17 protein-coding genes are annotated in these 19,238 nt (G+C 72.6%); 8 read left to right on the top strand and 9 right to left on the bottom strand.

The genetic code is table 11. From position 1 onward, the window contains the following. Positions 1 to 504 precede the first annotated feature (504 nt). Positions 505 to 1,491 (top strand): lytic polysaccharide monooxygenase, encoded by a 987-nt coding sequence (locus tag MTQ10_RS14570; protein WP_247467376.1) that lies wholly within the window; start codon positions 505 to 507, stop codon positions 1,489 to 1,491. Between the two features lie 35 nt (positions 1,492 to 1,526). Here the strand turns inward: MTQ10_RS14570 and MTQ10_RS14575 are convergent, their stop codons facing one another. Then, complete coding sequence (locus MTQ10_RS14575) at positions 1,527 to 2,177, bottom strand: Tat pathway signal sequence domain protein (RefSeq protein WP_247467378.1); 651 nt, start codon at positions 2,175 to 2,177, stop codon at positions 1,527 to 1,529. 477 nt (positions 2,178 to 2,654) lie between these two features. Between MTQ10_RS14575 and MTQ10_RS14580 the strand changes: the two genes are divergently transcribed. Together MTQ10_RS14580 and MTQ10_RS14585 are read left to right on the top strand one after the other, a co-directional pair. Further along, complete coding sequence (locus MTQ10_RS14580) at positions 2,655 to 3,311, top strand: DUF6230 family protein (protein ID WP_247467381.1); 657 nt, start codon at positions 2,655 to 2,657, stop codon at positions 3,309 to 3,311. A gap of 4 nt (positions 3,312 to 3,315) precedes the next feature. Next, complete coding sequence (locus tag MTQ10_RS14585) at positions 3,316 to 3,798, top strand: DUF6114 domain-containing protein (RefSeq protein WP_247467384.1); 483 nt, start codon at positions 3,316 to 3,318, stop codon at positions 3,796 to 3,798. A 78-nt stretch (positions 3,799 to 3,876) separates the two neighbouring features. On the opposite strand, the gene MTQ10_RS14590 is transcribed toward MTQ10_RS14585, so the two are convergent. The 8 genes from MTQ10_RS14590 to MTQ10_RS14625 form a co-directional block, all read right to left on the bottom strand. Further along, positions 3,877 to 4,836: an ABC transporter substrate-binding protein gene (locus MTQ10_RS14590; protein ID WP_247467386.1), complete on the bottom strand. Its 960-nt coding sequence runs from the start codon at positions 4,834 to 4,836 to the stop codon at positions 3,877 to 3,879. Between the two features lie 183 nt (positions 4,837 to 5,019). Then, positions 5,020 to 5,688, bottom strand: coding sequence for an ABC transporter permease (locus tag MTQ10_RS14595; protein WP_247467389.1), 669 nt, complete (start codon positions 5,686 to 5,688; stop codon positions 5,020 to 5,022). Next, a complete protein-coding gene (locus MTQ10_RS14600; protein WP_247467392.1) occupies positions 5,685 to 6,359 on the bottom strand; it encodes an ABC transporter permease in 675 nt (224 codons plus the stop codon). The genes MTQ10_RS14595 and MTQ10_RS14600 overlap by 4 nt, the downstream gene beginning before the upstream one ends. After that, the gene (locus MTQ10_RS14605; protein ID WP_247467393.1) at positions 6,356 to 7,546 is read right to left on the bottom strand and encodes an ABC transporter ATP-binding protein; all 1,191 of its coding nucleotides are present in this window, start codon (positions 7,544 to 7,546) and stop codon (positions 6,356 to 6,358) included. Before MTQ10_RS14605 ends, MTQ10_RS14600 begins: the two co-directional genes overlap by 4 nt. A gap of 226 nt (positions 7,547 to 7,772) precedes the next feature. Further along, entirely contained in the window at positions 7,773 to 8,180 is a 408-nt protein-coding gene (msrB, locus tag MTQ10_RS14610) for a peptide-methionine (R)-S-oxide reductase MsrB (protein ID WP_247467396.1), read from the bottom strand. Positions 8,181 to 8,193: 13 nt separating this feature from the next. Continuing rightward, the gene (murC, locus tag MTQ10_RS14615) at positions 8,194 to 9,597 is read right to left on the bottom strand and encodes a UDP-N-acetylmuramate--L-alanine ligase (RefSeq protein ID WP_247467399.1); all 1,404 of its coding nucleotides are present in this window, start codon (positions 9,595 to 9,597) and stop codon (positions 8,194 to 8,196) included. Between the two features lie 187 nt (positions 9,598 to 9,784). Then, positions 9,785 to 10,258 carry an indole-3-glycerol phosphate synthase gene (locus MTQ10_RS14620; RefSeq protein ID WP_247467402.1) on the bottom strand — a complete coding sequence of 158 codons (474 nt, stop codon included), beginning with the start codon at positions 10,256 to 10,258 and terminating at the stop codon, positions 9,785 to 9,787. A 227-nt stretch (positions 10,259 to 10,485) separates the two neighbouring features. After that, positions 10,486 to 11,256: a pyrimidine reductase family protein gene (locus MTQ10_RS14625; protein WP_247467405.1), complete on the bottom strand. Its 771-nt coding sequence runs from the start codon at positions 11,254 to 11,256 to the stop codon at positions 10,486 to 10,488. Positions 11,257 to 11,657: 401 nt separating this feature from the next. Between MTQ10_RS14625 and zapE the strand changes: the two genes are divergently transcribed. The 5 genes from zapE to MTQ10_RS14650 all read left to right on the top strand — a co-directional run bounded on the left by zapE (position 11,658) and on the right by MTQ10_RS14650 (position 19,234). After that, positions 11,658 to 12,752: a cell division protein ZapE gene (zapE, locus tag MTQ10_RS14630; RefSeq protein ID WP_247467408.1), complete on the top strand. Its 1,095-nt coding sequence runs from the start codon at positions 11,658 to 11,660 to the stop codon at positions 12,750 to 12,752. 835 nt (positions 12,753 to 13,587) lie between these two features. Beyond that, a complete protein-coding gene (locus tag MTQ10_RS14635) occupies positions 13,588 to 15,066 on the top strand; it encodes a SulP family inorganic anion transporter (RefSeq protein ID WP_247467410.1) in 1,479 nt (492 codons plus the stop codon). A 223-nt stretch (positions 15,067 to 15,289) separates the two neighbouring features. Next, a complete protein-coding gene (locus tag MTQ10_RS14640; RefSeq protein WP_247467413.1) occupies positions 15,290 to 16,129 on the top strand; it encodes a slipin family protein in 840 nt (279 codons plus the stop codon). 94 nt (positions 16,130 to 16,223) lie between these two features. Continuing rightward, complete coding sequence (locus MTQ10_RS14645; RefSeq protein WP_247467416.1) at positions 16,224 to 17,591, top strand: alkaline phosphatase PhoX; 1,368 nt, start codon at positions 16,224 to 16,226, stop codon at positions 17,589 to 17,591. A gap of 89 nt (positions 17,592 to 17,680) precedes the next feature. Next, positions 17,681 to 19,234 carry an FAD-dependent oxidoreductase gene (locus MTQ10_RS14650; protein ID WP_247467419.1) on the top strand — a complete coding sequence of 518 codons (1,554 nt, stop codon included), beginning with the start codon at positions 17,681 to 17,683 and terminating at the stop codon, positions 19,232 to 19,234. Positions 19,235 to 19,238: the final 4 nt, after the last annotated feature.

Here is a 19,238-nt window from a genome sequence, read left to right on the forward strand (position 1 = left end):
GGCAGCGTAAGATGTGTAAAAGGGACAGGCGGGGGCCTGGGGGGTGGCGGCGACCGCCGTGCCGGCGGCGGCCAGGAGGGCCGCGGAGACCGCGGCGACGGATATCAGCTTCCGTCCGTCGATGTGGGGAGTACGCAAGGGCGTTGCCTTTCGTGGCCTGCTCCGCGCGGGGCGGAGCGGCGGGTGGTCGCGCTTCGTCGTCGAAGCGGAGGGGGTGTGCCGAAAAGCGGTGCGATGACCGGCCGTGCGTGGAGCAGCTGTCCCGGTGGGGTTCTCTGTGGGTCAGCTGTGCGGGAACGATAGGCAGCGCACAGGTCACGGGGATACAGAGGAAACCCTCGACGTGGCCGGAAAACCCCTTGCCGCAGGGGGAGTTCGGAGCGGTTTCGGTCTGCTTCGCCCCCGTTCGACGGGGTCGTTCCCGGCCGTTGAACGCGAGGGTCCGCCCGCCCGTACTCCAGGGCGCAGGCCCTGCCCCTCCCCCCGGCCGAGGAGACGTCCCCGATGTCCCGGAAGACCATGTGCAGCCGCCGTACCGTCTCTGCGGCCACCGCCGTCGCCGCCCTGCTGGCCGGGTGGGGTGCGGCGGGCCCGGCGCTCGCGCACGGCGCCCCGACCGACCCGGTGAGCCGGGCGTACGCCTGCTCGCCGGAGGGCGGTACGGCGGCCCGGTCGGCGGCGTGCCGGGCGGCGGTCGCGGCGAACGGCGGGGGGTCGTTCGCCGCGTGGGACAACCTGCGGGTGGCCGGTGTGAACGGCCGGGACCGCGAGAGGATCCCGGACGGCAAGCTGTGCAGCGGCGGGCTGCCCGCCTACCGGGGCCTGGACGTGGCCCGCGCGGACTGGCCGGCGACGCGCCTTGCGGCGGGGGCGGCGCTGACCGTGCGGTACGCCTCGACGATCCCCCACTCCGGCACGTTCCGGCTCTATCTCACCAAGCCCGGCTACGACCCGTCGAAGCCGCTGACCTGGTCCGACCTTCCCGAGCGGCCGTTCGCGGTGGTGGAGGACCCGCCGCTGACGGGCGGCGCGTACCGGCTGCCGGTGAAGCTGCCCGCCGACCGCACGGGACGGCATGTGCTGTACACGATCTGGCAGAACAGCAGCACGCCGGACACCTACTACTCGTGTTCCGACGTGCTGCTGACGGGTGGAGCGGGGGGCGGGGCGTCGCGCCGGGTCCCCGCCGGCACGACGCCCTCACCGGCGCGGAGCACGAGCCCGGCGGCCCGGGACCGGGTGACGCCCGCACCCGGCGCGTCCTCGGCGGACGCGGGCGGGACCTCCGGGCCGAGGTCCGGCACGCCGACGGCCGAGGCCGCGAAGGACCCGGCCGGTGCGGCGCCCTCCCCCGGCGGCGCCGCCCGTACGGCGGCGGCGCCCGAGGCGGCCTCCTCCGGGCCCGGCGCCCCGCTGGTCGCGGGCGGTGCCGCCGCGGTGCTGTTGCTCACCGGGGGCACCGCCCTGGCCGTACGGCTGCGCAGGCGCTGAGGCGGCTCTTGCGGTGTGGAGTCGGCTACGGCCGCTCAGTTGACGTAGACGGCGGCTCCTCCGCTGGTCACCGGGGCGTACTTCGCGGAGAAGTAGGCGTTGGAGAAGCACAGGGACGAGCCGGAGATCTTGGTGAAGTGCTGGTTGACGAAGGCGATGGAGTTGTCGGTGTTGTCCGCGCTGCCGGACAGGCCCGGTCCCTGGTAGACGCAGGTGACGGTGCCGAGCAGGGTGCGAAGCTTGACCGTGGTCTGCACGGTGGAGCCGGGCTGCGGGGTGACGTCGAGGGCGCCCGCGGACGTCACGGTGGCGGAGTAGGGCAGGTTGTCGACGGTGATGCCGCTGACGCCCAGCACGCCTACGACGTTGCTGGTGCAGCTCGCCGCGTCGAAGGTGTGCGCGGTGACGGACTCGGTGGCGGTGCCGGGGGCGCTGGGGTTGCCGGTGACGGTGGCGGTGAACTGCGACGACGTGCAGCGCAGGCCGCTGGTGCCGGTGGCGCTTGAGTAGAAGGTCGCGGCGGTGCCGCCCGCCAGGGAGGCGGTGAGGGTGTCGCCGACGGCGACGGGGGTGCCGCCCGCGGAGCCGGTGGTCAGGACCGGGGTGTCGGCGGCCGAGGCCGGCAGGGCGGGGAGCGCCAGGGCGGCGACGGCGCCGGCGACGGTGAGCAGACTGCGGATGCGCATGCGGGTGCCTCTTTCTGTCGAAGTGGGGATCGAACGAGGGCTGCACGCAGAGCGCCCGGCGGAGAGCCGGCCGAAGGGTATGGGGAACCTTCGGCCGGGCCGGGCAGAAAGGGGTTGTGCCGGACGATACGTGGCGGCGCGCCGCGGGCAGGCCGGGCGCTGTGGATCCGGCGCCACGGATCCGGGCTTGACGTCTCAGAGTTGTAGACCTGAATTTCTGTCAACGTCAAGGCCGCACAAGGAAGTTGGGACACCTTCACGGATCATGCACACAACCCTTGACCCCTGACTGTAACCATCGGTAACTTCCGAATGGCTACTACCGCGTAACCCGAAAGCCCTTGCAGCTCAGACATGTTGCGGGGCCGGCGGGTGCGCGGCAGTGGCCGTCCGCGCCAGGACGACGCGTCAGTGCAGACAGGTGAAGGTCGGCGGACCTCACCACCCCCGCGTTTCACCATGCTTACGGGAGCACATATGGAAAGCGGTTCCGCATCCAGCGCACCGGAAGAGACGGCGCACAACGCCCCTGAGGAGACGGGAAGACGCGGCCGGGTCCGGCTGCGCCGGGCCGCCGTCCTCGCGGTGCCCGCGACCCTCGTCACGGCGGCCCTCGCGGTACTCACCGCGCAAGGAGCCCTCGGCGTGCAGTTCGCGATCTCCGGCATGCCGTTCACCGTCACCGCCACCGAACTCGAAGGCACCGGCTTCGAACAGTTCGGCGCGCTGGACAACATGGCGGAGGGCAGCCCCAACGCCGGCGACACCGGCGGCCAGGTGCTGGTCGTCACCTCCGCGATCAAGAACGCCACCCTGACCAAGCTGTGCCAGAGCGTCGACCTCGGCGGCACCAATCTGCTCATCACGGCGGGCGGCGGCAAGGACAAGGTGACCGCGTCCGATCTCACCACCGACTCCACCGAGCTGTCCGGCAACGCCGACTTCAACAACATCGAGATCGGCAACGACGCCAGCACCCTCACCAAGGCCGGGGTGAAGGGCCCGATCGGCGTGTTCAGCCAGCAGGCCGACACCGTGCGCATCCGTGAGCTGCGGCAGACCAACTACGCCACGACAGCCGGGGTGTTCCGGCTGCCGGGCCTGAAGCTGCGCTTCAGCGACACGGGCTGCTGAGCCGATGCCCGCACGCGCACGGACCGGTCCGCGGGCGGCGTTCCGCCGCTGGCGGCACCGCAGGCCGTTCTGGGGCGGGCTGCTGCTCGCCCTCGGCGGCGGGGAGATCCTGCTCACCGAGAAGGCATCGCTGAAGGTCGTCCTGCACATCGGCATGCAGGGCCTCGCCGGCTATCTGCTGCCGACGCTGATGGTGCTGCTCGGGGTGCTGATCCTCGTCAACCCGGCCCAGCGGCTGTTCTACTCGCTCACCGGCATCCTGCTGTCCCTGGGCACCTGGATCACGTCGAACCTGGGCGGCTTCCTCATCGGGCTGCTTCTCGGCGCGACCGGGAGCTGTCTGACCTTCGGGTGGCTGCCGGACCAGGAGCCCCGCCGGGGGCTGCTGCGCCGGCGCCGGGAGGCGGCGGCACGCCGGCGGTCGGCGGCGGAGCCGGTCGCGGTCACGCCGGGCGCGTCCGGTGCTCCCGGCGAGGAACCGGCCTGAGCACGAGGCTGTCCGCCACGCCAGGTCACGGCGCGCGGCGGCCCCCGGTCCGCCCGGGGCCGCCGCGCGCCGTGGACGTCAGGCCAGGCCCTCCGACTTCAGCCACGCGCGGGCCACGTCCAGCGGGTCCTTGTCGTCGAGCTGCACCTGCGCGCCGAGGTCGAGCAGCGTCTCGGTGTCGAGCTTGGCGGAGACGGCGTTCAGCGCGTCGACACCCTGCTGGGACAGGCTGTCCTTGTGCACCAGCGGCTGCACGTTGGCGAAGCCGAAGAGGTTCTTCGGGTCCTTCAGGACGACGAACTTCTCCTTGGCGATGGTCGGGTCGGTGGTGAAGACGTCCGCGGCCTGCACCGCGTTCTGCTTCAGCGCGGTCTGTGTCAGCGGGCCGCCCGCGTCGAGCGCCTTGAAGGACTTGAACTCGATGCCGTAGACCTCCTTCAGCCCGACCAGCCCCTGATGGCGCGTCTGGAACTCCGGCGAGCCGCCGATGACCAGGTCCTGGGCGATGTCCTTCAGGTCGGCGATGCTGGACTGCGAGGTCAACTTGTACTTCGCCGCCGTCTGCGCGTTGAGGGTCACGGAGTCCTTGTCCTGCGCGGAGGACGGCTGCAACACCGTGAGCTTCGGGTCCAGCTTCGTGCTGATCGCCGCGGTCGTCTCCTCGGCCGTCTTCGGCGTGGCCTTCTTGTCGAGGTAGGCCAGCAGCGACCCGTTGTACTCGGGCAGGACCGTGATCGAGCCGTTCTTGATCAGGCCGTACGTCGTCTCGCGGCTGCCGATGTTCGGCTTGTACGTGACCTTGATGCCCTTGGCCTTCAGCGCCTCGCCGTAGATGTCGGCGAGCAGGATGCTCTCGGGGAAGTTGTTGGAGCCGACGACGACGGTGCCGCCGTCGGCCTTGCCGCCGTCGAGCGGGTTGTCGCCGTCCCCGGAGGAACAGCCCGACAGCAGGGCCGTCACGGCGACAAGCGCCGCGGACGTGGCCGCCGTACCCGAGAGCCTGCGAGGGGACCTGGTGCTGCCGCCGGTAGAAGTCACGGATCGATCCAAGCCAGCACCTTCTCGATCAGTCAAGCGAATCGGGGTCGCCGCGCGGCTTCGTTACGCGGCCGGAACACCCCGGACGCGATGCCGCCCGCACCGGACAAGGGCCGTACGGCGCCGGGCCGGGGCCGCCCGCGCCGGGTGAGAGCCGTAGCGCCCCGGACTTCGGCGGTGCCGTCAGCGAGCACGGCGCACGCCCGGGGACACGGCGAGGCGGCCCGCCGCCCAGAACAGCGCGAGCGTGGCGAGGGCGAGCGCGGCCACCAGCGTGGCGCCGCCCACGACCTTCTCGTAGTCGTGCTGGTAGAGCCCGTCGATGATGTACCGGCCGAGACCGCCCAGACTGACGTACGCCGCGATCGTCGCCGTCGAGACGATCTGCACGGCCGCCGAACGCAGCCCGCCGAGGACGACGGGGAGCGCGACCGGCAGCTCCACCTGGAACAGGACCCGGCTCTCGGACATGCCCATGCCGCGGGCCGCGTCCACCGGGGACGGGTCGACGGAACGCACCGCCTCGTACGCGGTGACGAGGATCGGCGGGACGGCGAGGACGACCAGCGGCACCATCACCGGCACCAGCCCGAACCCGAACAGGACGAACATCAGCACCAGCAGCCCGAAGCTGGGCAGCGCGCGGGCGGCGGTCGCGAGGAACGCGAGGACGTTCCCGCCGCGCCCGGTGTGCCCGGTGAGCAGACCGGCCGGCAGTCCGACGGCGGCGGCGATCGCGAACGCGACGAGCGAGTAGCGGAGGTGTTCCAGCAGGCGGGTGGGGATGCCGTCGTAGCCGTGCCAGTGGGCGCCGTCGCCGAAGAAGGCGCCGACGAAGTGGAGTACGTTCACCGGGCCGCCGCCTTTCGTGCGGGACGGGCGCCGCCTCGGGGCATCCACGGGGTGAGGAGCCGGAGCGCCAGCACCAGCAGCGCGTCCACGGCGACGGCGAGGACGGCGGTGCTGATGACGGACAGCCAGATCAGCCGGGGCCTGCCGTACGTCATGCCGGTGTAGAGCATGTTGCCGAGGGCACCCTGGTTGCCGATCAGCATGCCGACGCTGACCAGGGAGATGCTGGACACGCAGGCCACGCGCAGCCCTGCGACGATCGCGGGGGCGGCGATCGGCAACTGCACCTGGAAGTAGCGGCGTACGGCGCCGAGGCCCATGCCGGTCGCGGCGTCGAGGGTCTCCTGCGGCACCGACCGCACGCCGTCCACGATGGCGGGGACCAGGACGACCAGGCTGTAGACGGCCAGCGGGATCATCACGGTCGTCTCGGTCTGGCCCGTGTAGTCGATGAGGACGACGAAGAAGGCGAGGGACGGGATCGCGTACAGCACCGTCGTCAGCCCCAGCACCGGTGCGTACAGCCAGCGCAGCCGGACGCACAGCTGGGCGACGGGCAGCGCGAGCAGCAGTCCCGCGGCGACGGGGATCAGCGCCTCCCGCAGATGCAGGCCGACCAGGCCCGGATAGCTGTGCTGGAGGTCGCTCGGCAGGTCGAAGAGGCCGTTCATCGCGCGGCCTTGGGGGTCCGGTCGCCGTGAGCTGGATCGCAGACGCTCTCTGACGTGCCGTCAGGCGTGCCGTCGCTCCCCCGGCCCGTCGCATGGGCGGCACGGATCGCGTCGCCGATGGCCTGCTGGGAGACGACGCCGGTGACGCGGCCCTCCTCGTCCACGGCGACGGCCCAGCCGGTCGGCGACAGGACGGCGCAGTCCAGGGCGGCCCGCAGCGAGTCCCGTCCGGCGACGAACGGACGCCCGTACGACAGCAGCCGGGCGGGGCCGGCCGGCCCGGCGGCGAGCGTGCCGGGCTCGGTCCAGCCGAGCGGCCGGCCGTCGGCGTCGGTGACGAGCAGCCAGGGCGCACCGCCCGTGTCACGGGCGGTGATCTCCCCCGCACCCGCGTCGGCCCGCACGACCGGGCCGGTGAGCAGATCGAGGCCGGCGGACGGGAAGAACGACAGGCGGCGGATGCCCCGGTCGGCGCCGAGGAAGTCCTCCACGAACGCGTCGGCCGGGGCGGACAGCAGCTCGGCGGGCGGCGCGTACTGGGCGAGGCGTCCGCCGGTGCGCAGCACCGCGACCATCGTGCCGAGCTTCACCGCCTCGTCGATGTCGTGTGTGACGAAGACGATGGTCTTGCCCAACTCGTCCTGGAGGCGCAGCAGTTCGTCCTGGAGGCCCTTGCGCACCACGGGGTCGACCGCGGAGAACGGCTCGTCCATGAGCAGCACCGGCGGATCGGCGGCGAGCGCCCGCGCCACGCCGACGCGCTGCTGCTGTCCGCCGGAGAGCTGGTAGGGGTAGCGCCCGGCGAGCGCGGGGTCCAGGCCGACGCGTTCCATCAACTCCCGTGCGCGGTCGCGGGACTTGCTCTTGCCCCAGCCGAGCAGTCGGGGCACGGTCGCGATGTTGTCGACGATGGTGCGGTGCTGGAAGAGCCCGGCGTTCTGGATGACGTACCCCATGGAACGCCGCAGGGTGTTGACGGGCTGCTGCCTGCTGTCGACGCCGTCGATGAGGATGCGGCCCTCGCTGGGCTCCACCATCCGGTTGATCATGCGCAGGGTCGTCGTCTTGCCGCAGCCGGAGGGGCCGACGAGGACGGTGATCGCGCGGTCGGGTATGTCCAGGGAGAGCCGGTCGACCGCCACCGTGCCGTCCGGATACCGCTTGGTGACTGCCTCTATCCGTATCAACGCCGAATGCCCTCCGGGTCTGGCAGCTTCCGCCCGCTCGGCTGCCGACCGTGATCACGCGGGCGCGGTTTGCCGGGTGAGTCTAGACGTCAGGTGTGACAGAGATGCGAGGACGGCGTGACGGAGTGAGGCGCTTCGGCCGGGCCGCCAGGGCCGGGCGGGACGAGCGGCGCACGCCGCAGCGCCGGCCGGGCCCGATGTGGGGCCGGCCGGCGCTGCGGGTGTGTCAGTCCTCCGCGGGCGTCAGCCGCAGGGAGATGGAGTTGATGCAGTACCGCTGGTCGGTCGGGGTCGGGTAGCCCTCCCCCTCGAAGACATGGCCCAGGTGGGAGCCGCAGCGGGCGCAGCGGACCTCGGTGCGGACCATGCCGTGGGAGCGGTCCTCCAGCAGTTCGACGGCGTCGGAGTCCTTCGGGTCGTAGAACGACGGCCAGCCGCAGTGCGACTCGAACTTGGTGTCCGACGTGAACAGTTCGGCGCCGCAGGCACGGCAGGAGTAGACGCCCTTGGTCTTGGTGTCGGTGTACTCACCCGTGAACGGGGCCTCGGTGCCGGCCTCGCGCAGGACCGCGTACTCGGCCGGGGTCAGCTCCGCACGCCACTGCTCGTCCGGCTTGTCGACCTCGTATGCCATGAGTCTCAGCCCCTCAGTTCGCCAGTCGTTCCAGGATGCGCGGTCCGAGGTCGGTGACATCGCCCGCGCCCATGGTGAGAACGAGATCGCCCGCCTTCGCCATTCCCGCGACCGCGTCCGGCACCTCCGCCTTGTCGTGCACGGCGGTGACGTCGGCGCCGGCGGCGCGGGCCGCGTCGATGATCAGGTCGCTGGTGACGCCGGGGATCGGGTCCTCGCGGGCCGGGTAGATGTCGAGGACGAGGGAGGCGTCGGCCAGCGCCAGCGCCTCGCCCATCTCCCGGCCCAGTTCCTGGGTGCGGGAGAACAGGTGCGGCTGGAAGACGACGAGGATGCGGGCGTCGCCTGCGGCGCCGCGCATGGCCTCCAGGTCGGCGGTCATCTCCGTGGGGTGGTGCGCGTACGAGTCGATCACCTGCACGCCGGCCGCCTCGCCCTTGAGCTGGAGGCGGCGCTTGACGCCGGTGTACGCGGCGAGCGCCGGGGCCAGCTCGGCGGCGGGGACACCGAGCGCGGCGCCTGCGGCGAGGGCGGCGACGGCATTGAGGGCGTAGTGCCGGCCGGGCACGGAGACCGCGAAGGTGATCTCCTCGCCGTCCAGGCGCACGGTGACCTCGCTGCGCAGGCCCTGCGGTACGACGGACAGGACCCGGACGTCGGCGTCGTCGGCCTCGCCGTAGGTCACGATGCGGAGGGAACCCGGGGCGGCGTTCTCACGGACGCGGCGGGTCAGCTCTCGGGCGCCCTCGTGGTCGGCGGAGACCACCAGGGTGCCGCCGGGGACGATCTTCCCGGCGAACGTCTCGAAGGACTCGTGGATCTCCTCCATCGAGGCGTAGTTGGCGTGATGGTCCAGCTCCACGTTGAGGACGATCGCGACCTCGGGTGCGTACTTGTGGAAGCTGCGGTCCGATTCATCCGCCTCGGCGACGAAGATGTCGCCCGCGCCGTGCAGGGCGTTGGAACCGGGGGCGTCCAGGTCGCCGCCGATCGCGTACGACGGGTTCAGGCCCAGCTCGCGCAGGGACACCGCGAGCATGGAAGTGGTGGTCGTCTTGCCGTGCGTGCCGGCGACCGCGATCGGGCGCAGCCCGTCCATCAGCGCGGCGAGCGCGTCGGAGCGGTGGACGACGGGGACGCCCAGCTCCGCGGCGCGGGCCAGCTCCGGGTTGTCCTCGCGGATCGCGGAGGAGACGACGACACAGCTCGCGTCGTCGGCGAGATGCTCGGCGGCGTGCCCGATGTGCACGGTCGCGCCCAGCGCGCGCAGCGCCTCGGCGGTCGCGGATTCCTTGGCGTCGCTGCCGGCCACCTTGGCGCCGCGCTGCGCGAGGATCTTCGCGATCCCCGACATCCCGGCGCCGCCGATGCCGATGAAGTGGGGTCGCTCCATGGCGGGGGGAAGACCGGGTGCCATGCGTGTCTCCTGCGTACTGGGGTGGGACGGACGTACAGCGCCCCACCCTATTGGGTCCGGGGGGCGGGCACGGGTCGTGGCTCTCGTGCCGGTGCCGGGCGGGTGCCGGCCGGGGCATGCGTCCGGTCGTGGGGCGCGCGCGGCGGGTGCCGGCCGGGGCATGCGTCCGGTCGTGGGCGCGCGGGGCTCAGGCCTTGCTGTGGGAGAACAGTTTCAGGACCGGTACGCCCACCTTGTGGCGGGCGCGGGAGGCCCAGTCGCGGTGGAAGAACTCCTCCACGTAGTGCGGGTCGGTCAGGACGATCACCTCGTCGGCACCGACCTCCGCGACGAGGGACTTCAGCGCGTCCAGCGGATGGTCCTCGACGAGCCGCCCCTCGGCCGTGCTGCCGGCCGCCCGCAGCGCGGTCAGCGACACGTCCAGGGCCTGCCGGCCCACCGTGCGTGCCTCCGGCCCCTCCGGGACCTCGCGTTCGCGTGCCGCCTCGTCGATCTCGCCGAGCGCGATGTCGTCGATGGCCCGCAGCAGGCGGTCGGCCTGGTCGCCGCGGGGCTGGAGCAGGACGTGGAAGGTGACCGGCTCGTCTCCGTGCAAAGTGGTGACGAACTCCACGTCGGCGGACGTGAGGGCCTTCTCGATCATCAATACGCTGGTGAACACCGGGCGCCCCTTCTCCTGTGCGGGCCCCCCTGGGCCCTTCGTCCTCCGTGGGCCGCACCAGGCCCTCTGAGGAAACCATCCTGCCCCGTGATCGCACGGGTACTGCCGGATTTAGTGTGCCCGGCCACAGCTAAACGGAACGGCATGTTCCGCTGATGTCGGGCCGACGGGTGACGATCTCCGTACGGCGGAGTCGGCGACCGTCGGCCCCGACGCCCGCCGCACCCTCATGACCTGCGATAACGGCTGAACAGAAAGCCGTCCTCCTCCAGTAGGGACATCAGTGCGAACCGGCGCGGAACGGTGACGGAGGGACCGCCCGCGATGCGCTGCGCGTCGCCCGCGGTCAGCGTCGGGGAGATCGTCAGGCACAGCTCGTCCAGGACCCCGGCGGCCACCATCTGGCCCAGCAGCCGCGGGCCGCCCTCCGTCAGCAGACGGGTGTGCCCCAGCTCGGCCAGAGCCTGGACCGCCCTCGCGGGATCGACACGGGCGCCGTCCCCCGCGATCAGCACCCGCGCCCCCGCCCGCTCGGCTGCCGCCCTGCGCTCCGGGGAGGCCGCGGCGCCGGTCAGCACCAGCGTGGGCACGAGAGGGGAGGTGAACAGGGGCAGGGAGAAATCCAGGTCCAGGGAGGCAGACACCACGGCGATCGCGGGGGCCGGCCCCTGCCCGGCCGCGGCACGGCGCGCCGCGAACTCCTCACGGGCGCGGGCAGGGCGGTAGCCCTCCTGGCGGACCGTCTGCGCGCCGACGATCACGACGTCCGCGAGGGCGCGGAGGGTGCCGAAGATCCGCATGTCGGTGGCGTTGGAGATGGGCTGGGAGCGGCCGTCGTGCTGGGCGGCGCCGTCGAGGCTCGACACCATGTTGGCCCGTAGCCACGGGCGGGGGGCCTGTGCGGAGGGGGTCTCGGGGTATGCGTAGGCGTCGGCGAGGTCGGCGAGGGACCAGGCCTGACCGGGGGTTTCTTCGCTCACGGGGTAGAGGCGGCGCATGGCTCGCAGTCTGACACGAGGCGCCTTCGGGCGGCGCGGGCCGTCCGCGCAGTTCCCCGCGCGCCTTTTTCGCGGTGCGTGGGCTTTCGTTGTTCACGGCGGGCCGGTGGGGGCTGAGCACGCGGTTCCCCGCGCCCCTGGGTGGTGACGCGGGCGGAGTGTCGGCGCAGCCGCGGGCAGTCGTGCCGCAGGGGCGGCACGGGTGGGCGCAGCGGCACCCTCGTAGCGCCGAGTGGCGCGCCCCACCCTGCGCCCGCACCCGCGCCCGGTGCCCACGCCGCGCAGGAGCGCGGTCCCGCCCGGTCGGCACCGGTCCCGGGGGTGCCGGGAAAGGCCGGGCGCGCCCGCGCGGGGAAGGGCACGGAGCGTGGGGGGTCCGGGACCCCCTAGCATGGGGAGACGTGTCGTCCTCCACCCCCGCCGCCCCGATAACCGGCGCCGCCCCGTCCTCCCTCTGCGCCCGCGAACCCCACGTCCCCGCGGAGCGCCTCGTCGCCGAGATGGTCCCGCCACCCCGCTTCGACTCGGTGCGGTTCAGCACGTACATCCCGGACCCGAACCAGCCGAGCCAGACCGAGGCCGTCCAGGTGCTGGAGACCTTCGCGGCGGGCCTCGGCGGCGCGCACGCGACCGGCGCCGGCCGCCGCGGCTTCTTCGGCTTCGGCCGGGCCGCGAAGGCGCCCAAGGCCCCGTCGGGCCCCCGCGGCGTCTACCTCGACGGCGGCTACGGCGTCGGCAAGACCCACCTGCTCGCCTCCCTCTGGCACGCCACCCCGGCCGCACCCGAGCTGAAGGCGTTCGGCACCTTCGTGGAGCTGACCAACCTCGTCGGCGCCCTCGGCTTCCAGCAGACGGTGAAGACGCTGTCCGGGCACCGCCTGCTGTGCATCGACGAGTTCGAGCTGGACGACCCCGGCGACACGGTCCTCGTGTCCACTCTCCTCGGCAAGCTGGTCGAGGCGGGCGTCGCGCTCGCCGCCACCTCCAACACGCTGCCCGGCAAGCTCGGCGAGGGCCGCTTCGCCGCCGCCGACTTCCTGCGCGAGATCCAGGGCCTGTCCGCCCACTTCCGCACGCTGCGCATCGACGGCGAGGACTATCGTCACCGCGGCCTGCCCGAGGCCCCGGCGCCGTACGCCGACGAGCAGGTCACCCGTGCCGCGCACGCCACCGAGGGCGCCTCGCTGGATGCCTTCCCGGAGCTGCTGGCGCACCTCGCCAAGGTGCATCCCAGCCGGTACGGCGCCCTCACCGACGGTGTGAAGGCCGTCTGCCTCACCGGTGTCGTGCCGGTGCCGGACCAGTCCACTGCCCTGCGGCTCGTGGTCCTCGCGGACCGGCTGTACGACCGTGAGGTGCCCGTGCTGGCGTCGGGCGTCCCCTTCGATGAACTGTTCAGCGAGGAGATGCTGAAGGGCGGCTACCGCAAGAAGTACTTCCGGGCGATCTCGCGCCTCACCGCGCTCGCCCGCGACGCGAAACGGCTCGTACGGTAGCCCGCCCCGGCGCGCGATGCGCCGCCGCACCCCCGTCAGCGGCGGGTTCCGGCCATCCGACCCGCGCTTTTCACGCTCTGTCCCCCCGGATGGCCGCTGTTCGCGCTGCAAAGACCCGTGCGGGGTTTACCGTGTTTCTTGACCACCGATTGACCAAGTGTTGGTCGTTGCTTGGGGTGCGTGAACGGCCGGGAGGGGTTCATGTTCCGAGGTACGACAGCCCGGACCGGGCCCTGCGCCCTCTCCGTCACCCCGCCCGTCGTCCCGCTCTTCGCACCGGCCGGAACCTTCGCACCCGCGCACACCGACCGTCACGCCATGGCCAATGCAAACGACCCGGCTCGGTTCGTACGCGGATGCCACCGACCGGCGACACCCACGGCAGGCCGCAGCCACGGCCGCCTCGGCGCCACCCGCGGTGCCGTGCCGCACCGTGATCCTCGGCGGTGCGCCGCCCCCCGCCCCAGGCAGCCCGACCGTCCGATGACCGTCCCCGATCCGACGGCAGGCCCCTCCGGCCCCGGCGCGCGCTCACGGCCGCCGGGATGCCCGGCGGACACCGCATCCGCCGCCGCACCCCGGACCCTCCGTCGCTGAGCGCGGGCCCCGGCCCCGCCTCACCTCGGAGTCTTCTCCGCTCCCTGTACAGAGCCACGGCTCTGCCCGCCAGACCCGACGCGTCCTCGCGCGCCAGGAGGAGTCACCACATGCTCTTTCTCGTCGACAACGCCCGTGACCTCACCCGTTCCGGCCCTCTGCCGCATCCCGCGTCGCCCCCGCTCCCCGCGCCTGCCCGGCGCCGGATCTTCGGGGCACGGTGAGTAAGGTGGCGGGCGTGCGTACGGTTCTTTCCAAATTTCCCCACCTTAGGCAGGACTTTTTCGCTTCCATAGTCGTTTTCCTGGTCGCTCTTCCACTGTGCGTGGGCGTGGCGGTGGCTTCCGGGGTTCCTGCCGAGCTGGGCCTGGTCACCGGCATCGTGGGCGGTCTCGTCACCGGACTGCTGCCCGGCAGCACCTTCCAGGTGTCGGGACCGGCAGCCGGCTTGACCGTACTGGTGTTCGAAGCCGTGCGGGAGTTCGGGGCGGGCACGCTCGGGCTGATCGTGCTGGGCGTCGGTCTGCTCCAGATCGCCATGGGCGTGGCGCGAATAGGCCGCTGGTTTCGCGCCATCTCCGTCTCCGTCGTGGAGGGGATGCTCTGCGGCATCGGTCTGGTGCTGATCGCCGGGCAGCTCTACACGACGGCCGGGCTGAAGGCCCCGGAGACCGGCTTCGGCAAGATCGCCGGGCTGCCGGGCGCGTTCGCCGACGCGTTCGGCGACCGTACGGCACTCACCTCGCTCGCCCTCGGCGCCGGCGCGATCGTGGTGATCGTGCTGTGGGCGAAGCTGCCCCGCTGGGTGCGCACGGTGCCCGGCGCGCTGGCCGCCGTCGTGCTGGCGACCGTCGTCACGCAGGTGTTCGGGCTGAAGGTGGCCACCGTCGAGGTGGAGGGGCTGCTGGGCGTCGTGCAGCTGCCCGGCGCGGACGCCTTCGGGCATCTGGGCACGCCGGCCGTCTGGGGCACGATCATCGCGTTCACGCTGATCGCGTCCGCGGAGAGCATGTTCAGCGCCGCGGCCGTGGACCGCCTGCACGACGGGCCGCGCACCCGCTACAACCAGGAGATGATCGCCCAGGGCACGGGCAACGCGGTGTGCGGCCTGCTCGGCGCGCTGCCGATGACCGCGGTGATCGTACGCAGCTCCGCGAACGTCGTCGCCGGTGGCCGGACCAAGGCCTCGCGGGTCCTGCACGGCGTGTGGCTGCTGCTGTTCGCCGCCGCGCTGCCGTCCGCCCTCGCGCTGATCCCCGTACCCGCGCTGGCCGGCATCCTCGTGCACGCGGGCTGGAAGCTGATCCCGTTCCGGGAGCTGGCCGAGATGTGGCGGGAGCACAAGGGGGAGGCGCTGATCCTCGTCGTCACCGCGGGGTCGATCGTCGCGGTGAACATGTTCGAGGGCGTGCTGATCGGCCTCGCGCTGTCCGTCGCCAAGACCGCGTGGGAGGCCAGCCATGTCCGGCTGGAGGTCATCGACAAGGGCACCGGGCCGGTGACGGCGTATCTGTCGGGCAACGCGACGTTCCTGCGGCTGCCGAAGATCCTCGACAGCCTGGAGTCCCTGCCGCAGGACCGGCCCGTGGAGCTGGACCTCACCGGCCTGCACCACCTGGACCACGCCTGCCGTACGGCCCTGGAGTCCTGGGCGGGCCGCCACAGCGCCGCCGGCACGGAACCGGTGAAACTGACCCGCCTCACAACAGCAGCCTGACACCGACGCCAGGGGGCGGGGGCGCATGCTCACGCAGCCGCGGGGGGCAGCCGTGTCCTCCAGGCGGTGGACCCGCCCACGCAGCGGCGCGGCGCACATACCCACGTGACCGCGGGCAGTCGTGCCGCTGGGGCGATGGGTCCGGGCCCGTATCCCCCCGCCCCCCGGAGGCCTATCGTGGGCAGGAGGCAGGCGATGCGGGCCTCTGGCGGAGGAGGTCGTGATGCTCCAGGAGCTGGCGACGGCGGCAATAGCGGCGGGCGCCGCCGGCACGGTCTACCTCGCCGCGGCGGCACGGGTCGTGAAGCAGTACGAGCGCGGCGTCGTCTTCCGCCTCGGCCGTCTGCGCGGCGCCGTACGACAGCCGGGGCTGGCGCTGATCGTCCCGGGCATCGACCGGCTGCGGCGCGTGAACATGCAGATCGTGACGCTGCCCGTCCCCGCCCAGGAGGGCATCACCCGCGACAACGTCACCGTGCGCGTGGACGCGGTGGTCTACTTCAAGGTCGTCGAGCCGGCGGCGGCCGTCGTCAACGTCGAGGACTACCGGTTCGCCGTCTCCCAGATGGCGCAGACCTCCCTCCGGTCGATCATCGGCAAGAGCGATCTGGACGATCTGCTGTCCAACCGGGAGAAGCTCAACCAGGGCCTGGAGCTGATGATCGACAGCCCGGCCATCGGCTGGGGCGTGCAGATCGACCGCGTCGAGATCAAGGACGTGTCCCTGCCGGAGAGCATGAAACGGTCGATGGCCCGCCAGGCCGAGGCCGACCGGGAGCGGCGGGCCCGGATCATCAACGCCGACGCGGAGCTTCAGGCGTCGAAGAAGCTCGCCGAGGCGGCGCAGCAGATGTCCGAGACGCCGTCGGCGCTCCAACTGCGGCTGCTGCAGACCATCGTGGCGGTGGCCGCCGAGAAGAACTCCACGCTCGTGCTGCCGTTCCCGGTGGAGCTGCTGCGCTTCCTGGAGCGCGCCCAGCCGCTACAGCCGGCACAGCAGGCACAGCAGGGTCAAGCGGTACCGCCGACGCAGCCGGGTCAGCCGGGGCCGTCCTCCGGGTGACTGCCGGGAAAGGCGTGGTTCCGGAGCCGCACGCCGGGTGATAGACACTGCGGGGTCACAGGTTCCTGTCCCCCAGCAGGAAGGTCGTACCGCCATGTCCGCAACCCGACGTCAACTTCTCGCGCGTACCGGTGCCCTGGGCATGGGGATCGCCTTCACCGGCGCCCTGTCCGAACTCTTCGCCGGGACCGCCGCGGCCCAGCCGCTCGGCCGCACCGGTTACGGCCCCCTCGTACCCGACCCGAACGACCTGCTCGACCTGCCGAAAGGTTTCCGTTATCGGGTGCTGTCCCGTGAGGGCGACCCGCTGCGCTCAGGCGAGGGCCCGGTGCCCTCGCACCATGACGGCATGTCGGCCTTCCGGGGCCGCGGCGGCGGTACGCATCTGGTCCGCAACCACGAGAACCGCGTCGACGCGGCGATCCCCGTGCCGACGGTGCCGGGGCTGACGTACGACCCGATGGGCAAGGGCGGCTGTACGGCGCTGACCGTGGACGGCCGGCTCGACGTGCTGTCGGAGCGGGTCGCGATCGCCGGTACGGCCGTCAACTGCGCGGGCGGGCCCACCCCTTGGGGCACCTGGCTGACCTGCGAGGAGACCGAGGACAAGGCCGGCACCAACGGCTACACCAAGGACCACGGCTTCATCTTCGAGGTCGACCCCGTAGACCCGCACCGCACGGGCGCGGTCCCGCTGACCGCGATGGGCCGGTTCCAGCACGAGGCGATCGCCGTCGACCCGCACAGCGGTGTCGTGTACGAGACGGAGGACGCGTTCCTCGCCCCGTTCGGCCTGTTCTACCGGTTCCTGCCGCGCCGGCCGCTCGGCGGCACGGGGTCGCTGCGCGCGGGCGGGCGGTTGCAGGCGATGCGGGTGCCGGGGGTGCCGGACCTGTCCACGATCCAGGAGACGGGCACCTCCTTCGACGGCATCGAGTGGGTGGACGTACCCGATCCGCTGGCCTCGGGCACACCGACGCGGTTGCAGGACTACGGGCCGAAGGGCATCACGCACGCGCAGAAGCTGGAGGGCTGCTACTGGGGCGGGTCCTGCGTGTACTTCGTGTCGTCGTTCGCGCGCAGCGCGGAGGGCGCCGCCGCCGACCACTACGGGCAGATCTGGCGGTACGACCCGCGCCGCCGCCGGCTCACCCTGGTGATCGTCTTCGGACCGGACACGGACGTACGGCTGCCCGGTGAGTCCCCCGACAACATCTGTCTCGCGCCGAGCGGCGGCCTGATGGTGTGCGAGGACGGCGACGGCGCCCAGCACGTCTTCGGGGTCACCCGCGGCGGCGAGGTGTACGCCATGGCGCGCGGCCGGCAGAACATCGGCACGCCGCAGGAGCCGGAGTACGGCGAGTTCGCCGGGGTGACGTTCGCGCCCGACGGCCGGACGATGTTCGTCAACTGCTACACCCCCGGCACGACCTTCGCCGTGACCGGCCCCTGGCACCGCTGACGCCCGCCCGCCGGGCGTCCCGGACGTCTTCACCGGCCCCGGGGCAGCGGGGCCGGTGAAGGCCGGGTGATCGGGGGTACCCGGCGCCCATGTCCGACACGCAGCAGGTCAGCGGCTCGTACTGGCTCCAGACGGCCCCGGGAGGGCCGCCCCGCCCGGCCCTGGCGCAGGATCTGACCGTGGATGTGGCGGTGATCGGCGCCGGCATCGCCGGGCTGAGCACCGCGTGGGAGCTGGCGCGCGCCGGGCTCGGTGTGGCCGTCCTGGAGGCCGGCCGGATCGCGGCGGGTGTCACCGGGCACACCACCGCCAAGCTCAGCGCGCAGCACACCCTTGTCTACGACCGGCTGCGCCGCACCCGGGGCACCGACGCGGCCCGGCTGTACGCGCGCTCGCAGACGGAGGGGGTCGAGCGGGCCGCCGAGATCGTGGACGAGCTGGGCATCGCGTGCGCGTGGGAGAGACGCGACGCCTACACGTTCGCCCGGCGGCCCGGTCGGGTCGGCGAGCTGCGTGCGGAGGCGCGGGCCGCGCGGGAGGCGGGGCTGCCCGCGTCGTTCGTGACGGAGACGGGGCTGCCGTTCTCGGTGGCGGGCGCGGTACGGGTCACGGGGCAGGCGCAGTTCCATCCGCGCCGCTATCTGCTGGCCCTCGCCGAGGACCTCGTCGCACGCGGCGGGCAGCTCTACGAGGGCACGCGGGTGACCGGGCTGGAGGAGGGCGAGCCGTGCCGGCTGGCCACCGAGGACGGGCCCGTGGTCGCCGCGCGGCACGTGGTGGTCGCCACGCACTACCCGCTGTTCGACCGGGCGCTGCTGTTCACACGGCTCTCCCCGCGCCGGGAGCTGGTCGTGGCCGGGCCGATCGGCGCCGACGGCGACCCGGACGGCATGTACATCACGCCCGAGGAGAACACCCGGTCGGTGCGGACCGCGCCGTACGGTCCCGGGCAGCGGTTCCTGGTGGTGACCGGGGAGCATTTCACGCCCGGCACCGGCGACACCCGGGCCCGGTTCGCCGACCTGACCGCGTGGGCCACCCACCACTTCCCCGACCTGCGGATCACGCACACATGGGCCACGCAGGACAACGACCCGACGGACACCGTGCCCATGGTCGGCCCGCTGCACGCGGGTGCCCGGCATGTGTACGTGGCGACCGGGTTCGGCGGCTGGGGGATGAGCGGCGGCATCATGGCAGGCCGGCTGCTGACCGCGCTGATCCGGGGCGAGCCGTGCGCGTGGAGCGGGCTGTACGACCCTCGGCGGCTGCGCAGCCAGGTCCGTGAGGCGCCGGACTTCGTGAAGAACCAGGCGAAGGTCGCCGGGCACTTCCTCGGCGACCGGCTGCGGCCGGGCGGCTCCCTGGGCAGCCTGGGGCCCGGGCAGGGCGCGGTGGTGCGGGTCGGCACGGAGCGGCTCGCCGTCTACCGCGACGACGACGGCGACACGCACGCCCTGTCCGCCCGCTGCACCCATCTGGGGTGTCTGGTGGCGTTCAACTCCGCCGAACGTGCCTGGGAGTGCCCCTGCCACGGCTCGCGCTTCGACATCGACGGCGAGGTCGTCCAGGGCCCGGCGGTACGGCCCCTGGAACGCCGCCGACTGCGCACCCGGGATGCGGAGGGGACGGGGGACGACTGAGGGG

Source organism: Streptomyces sp. XM83C (genome assembly GCF_023072675.1).
Lineage (GTDB): Bacteria > Actinomycetota > Actinomycetes > Streptomycetales > Streptomycetaceae > Streptomyces > Streptomyces thermocoprophilus.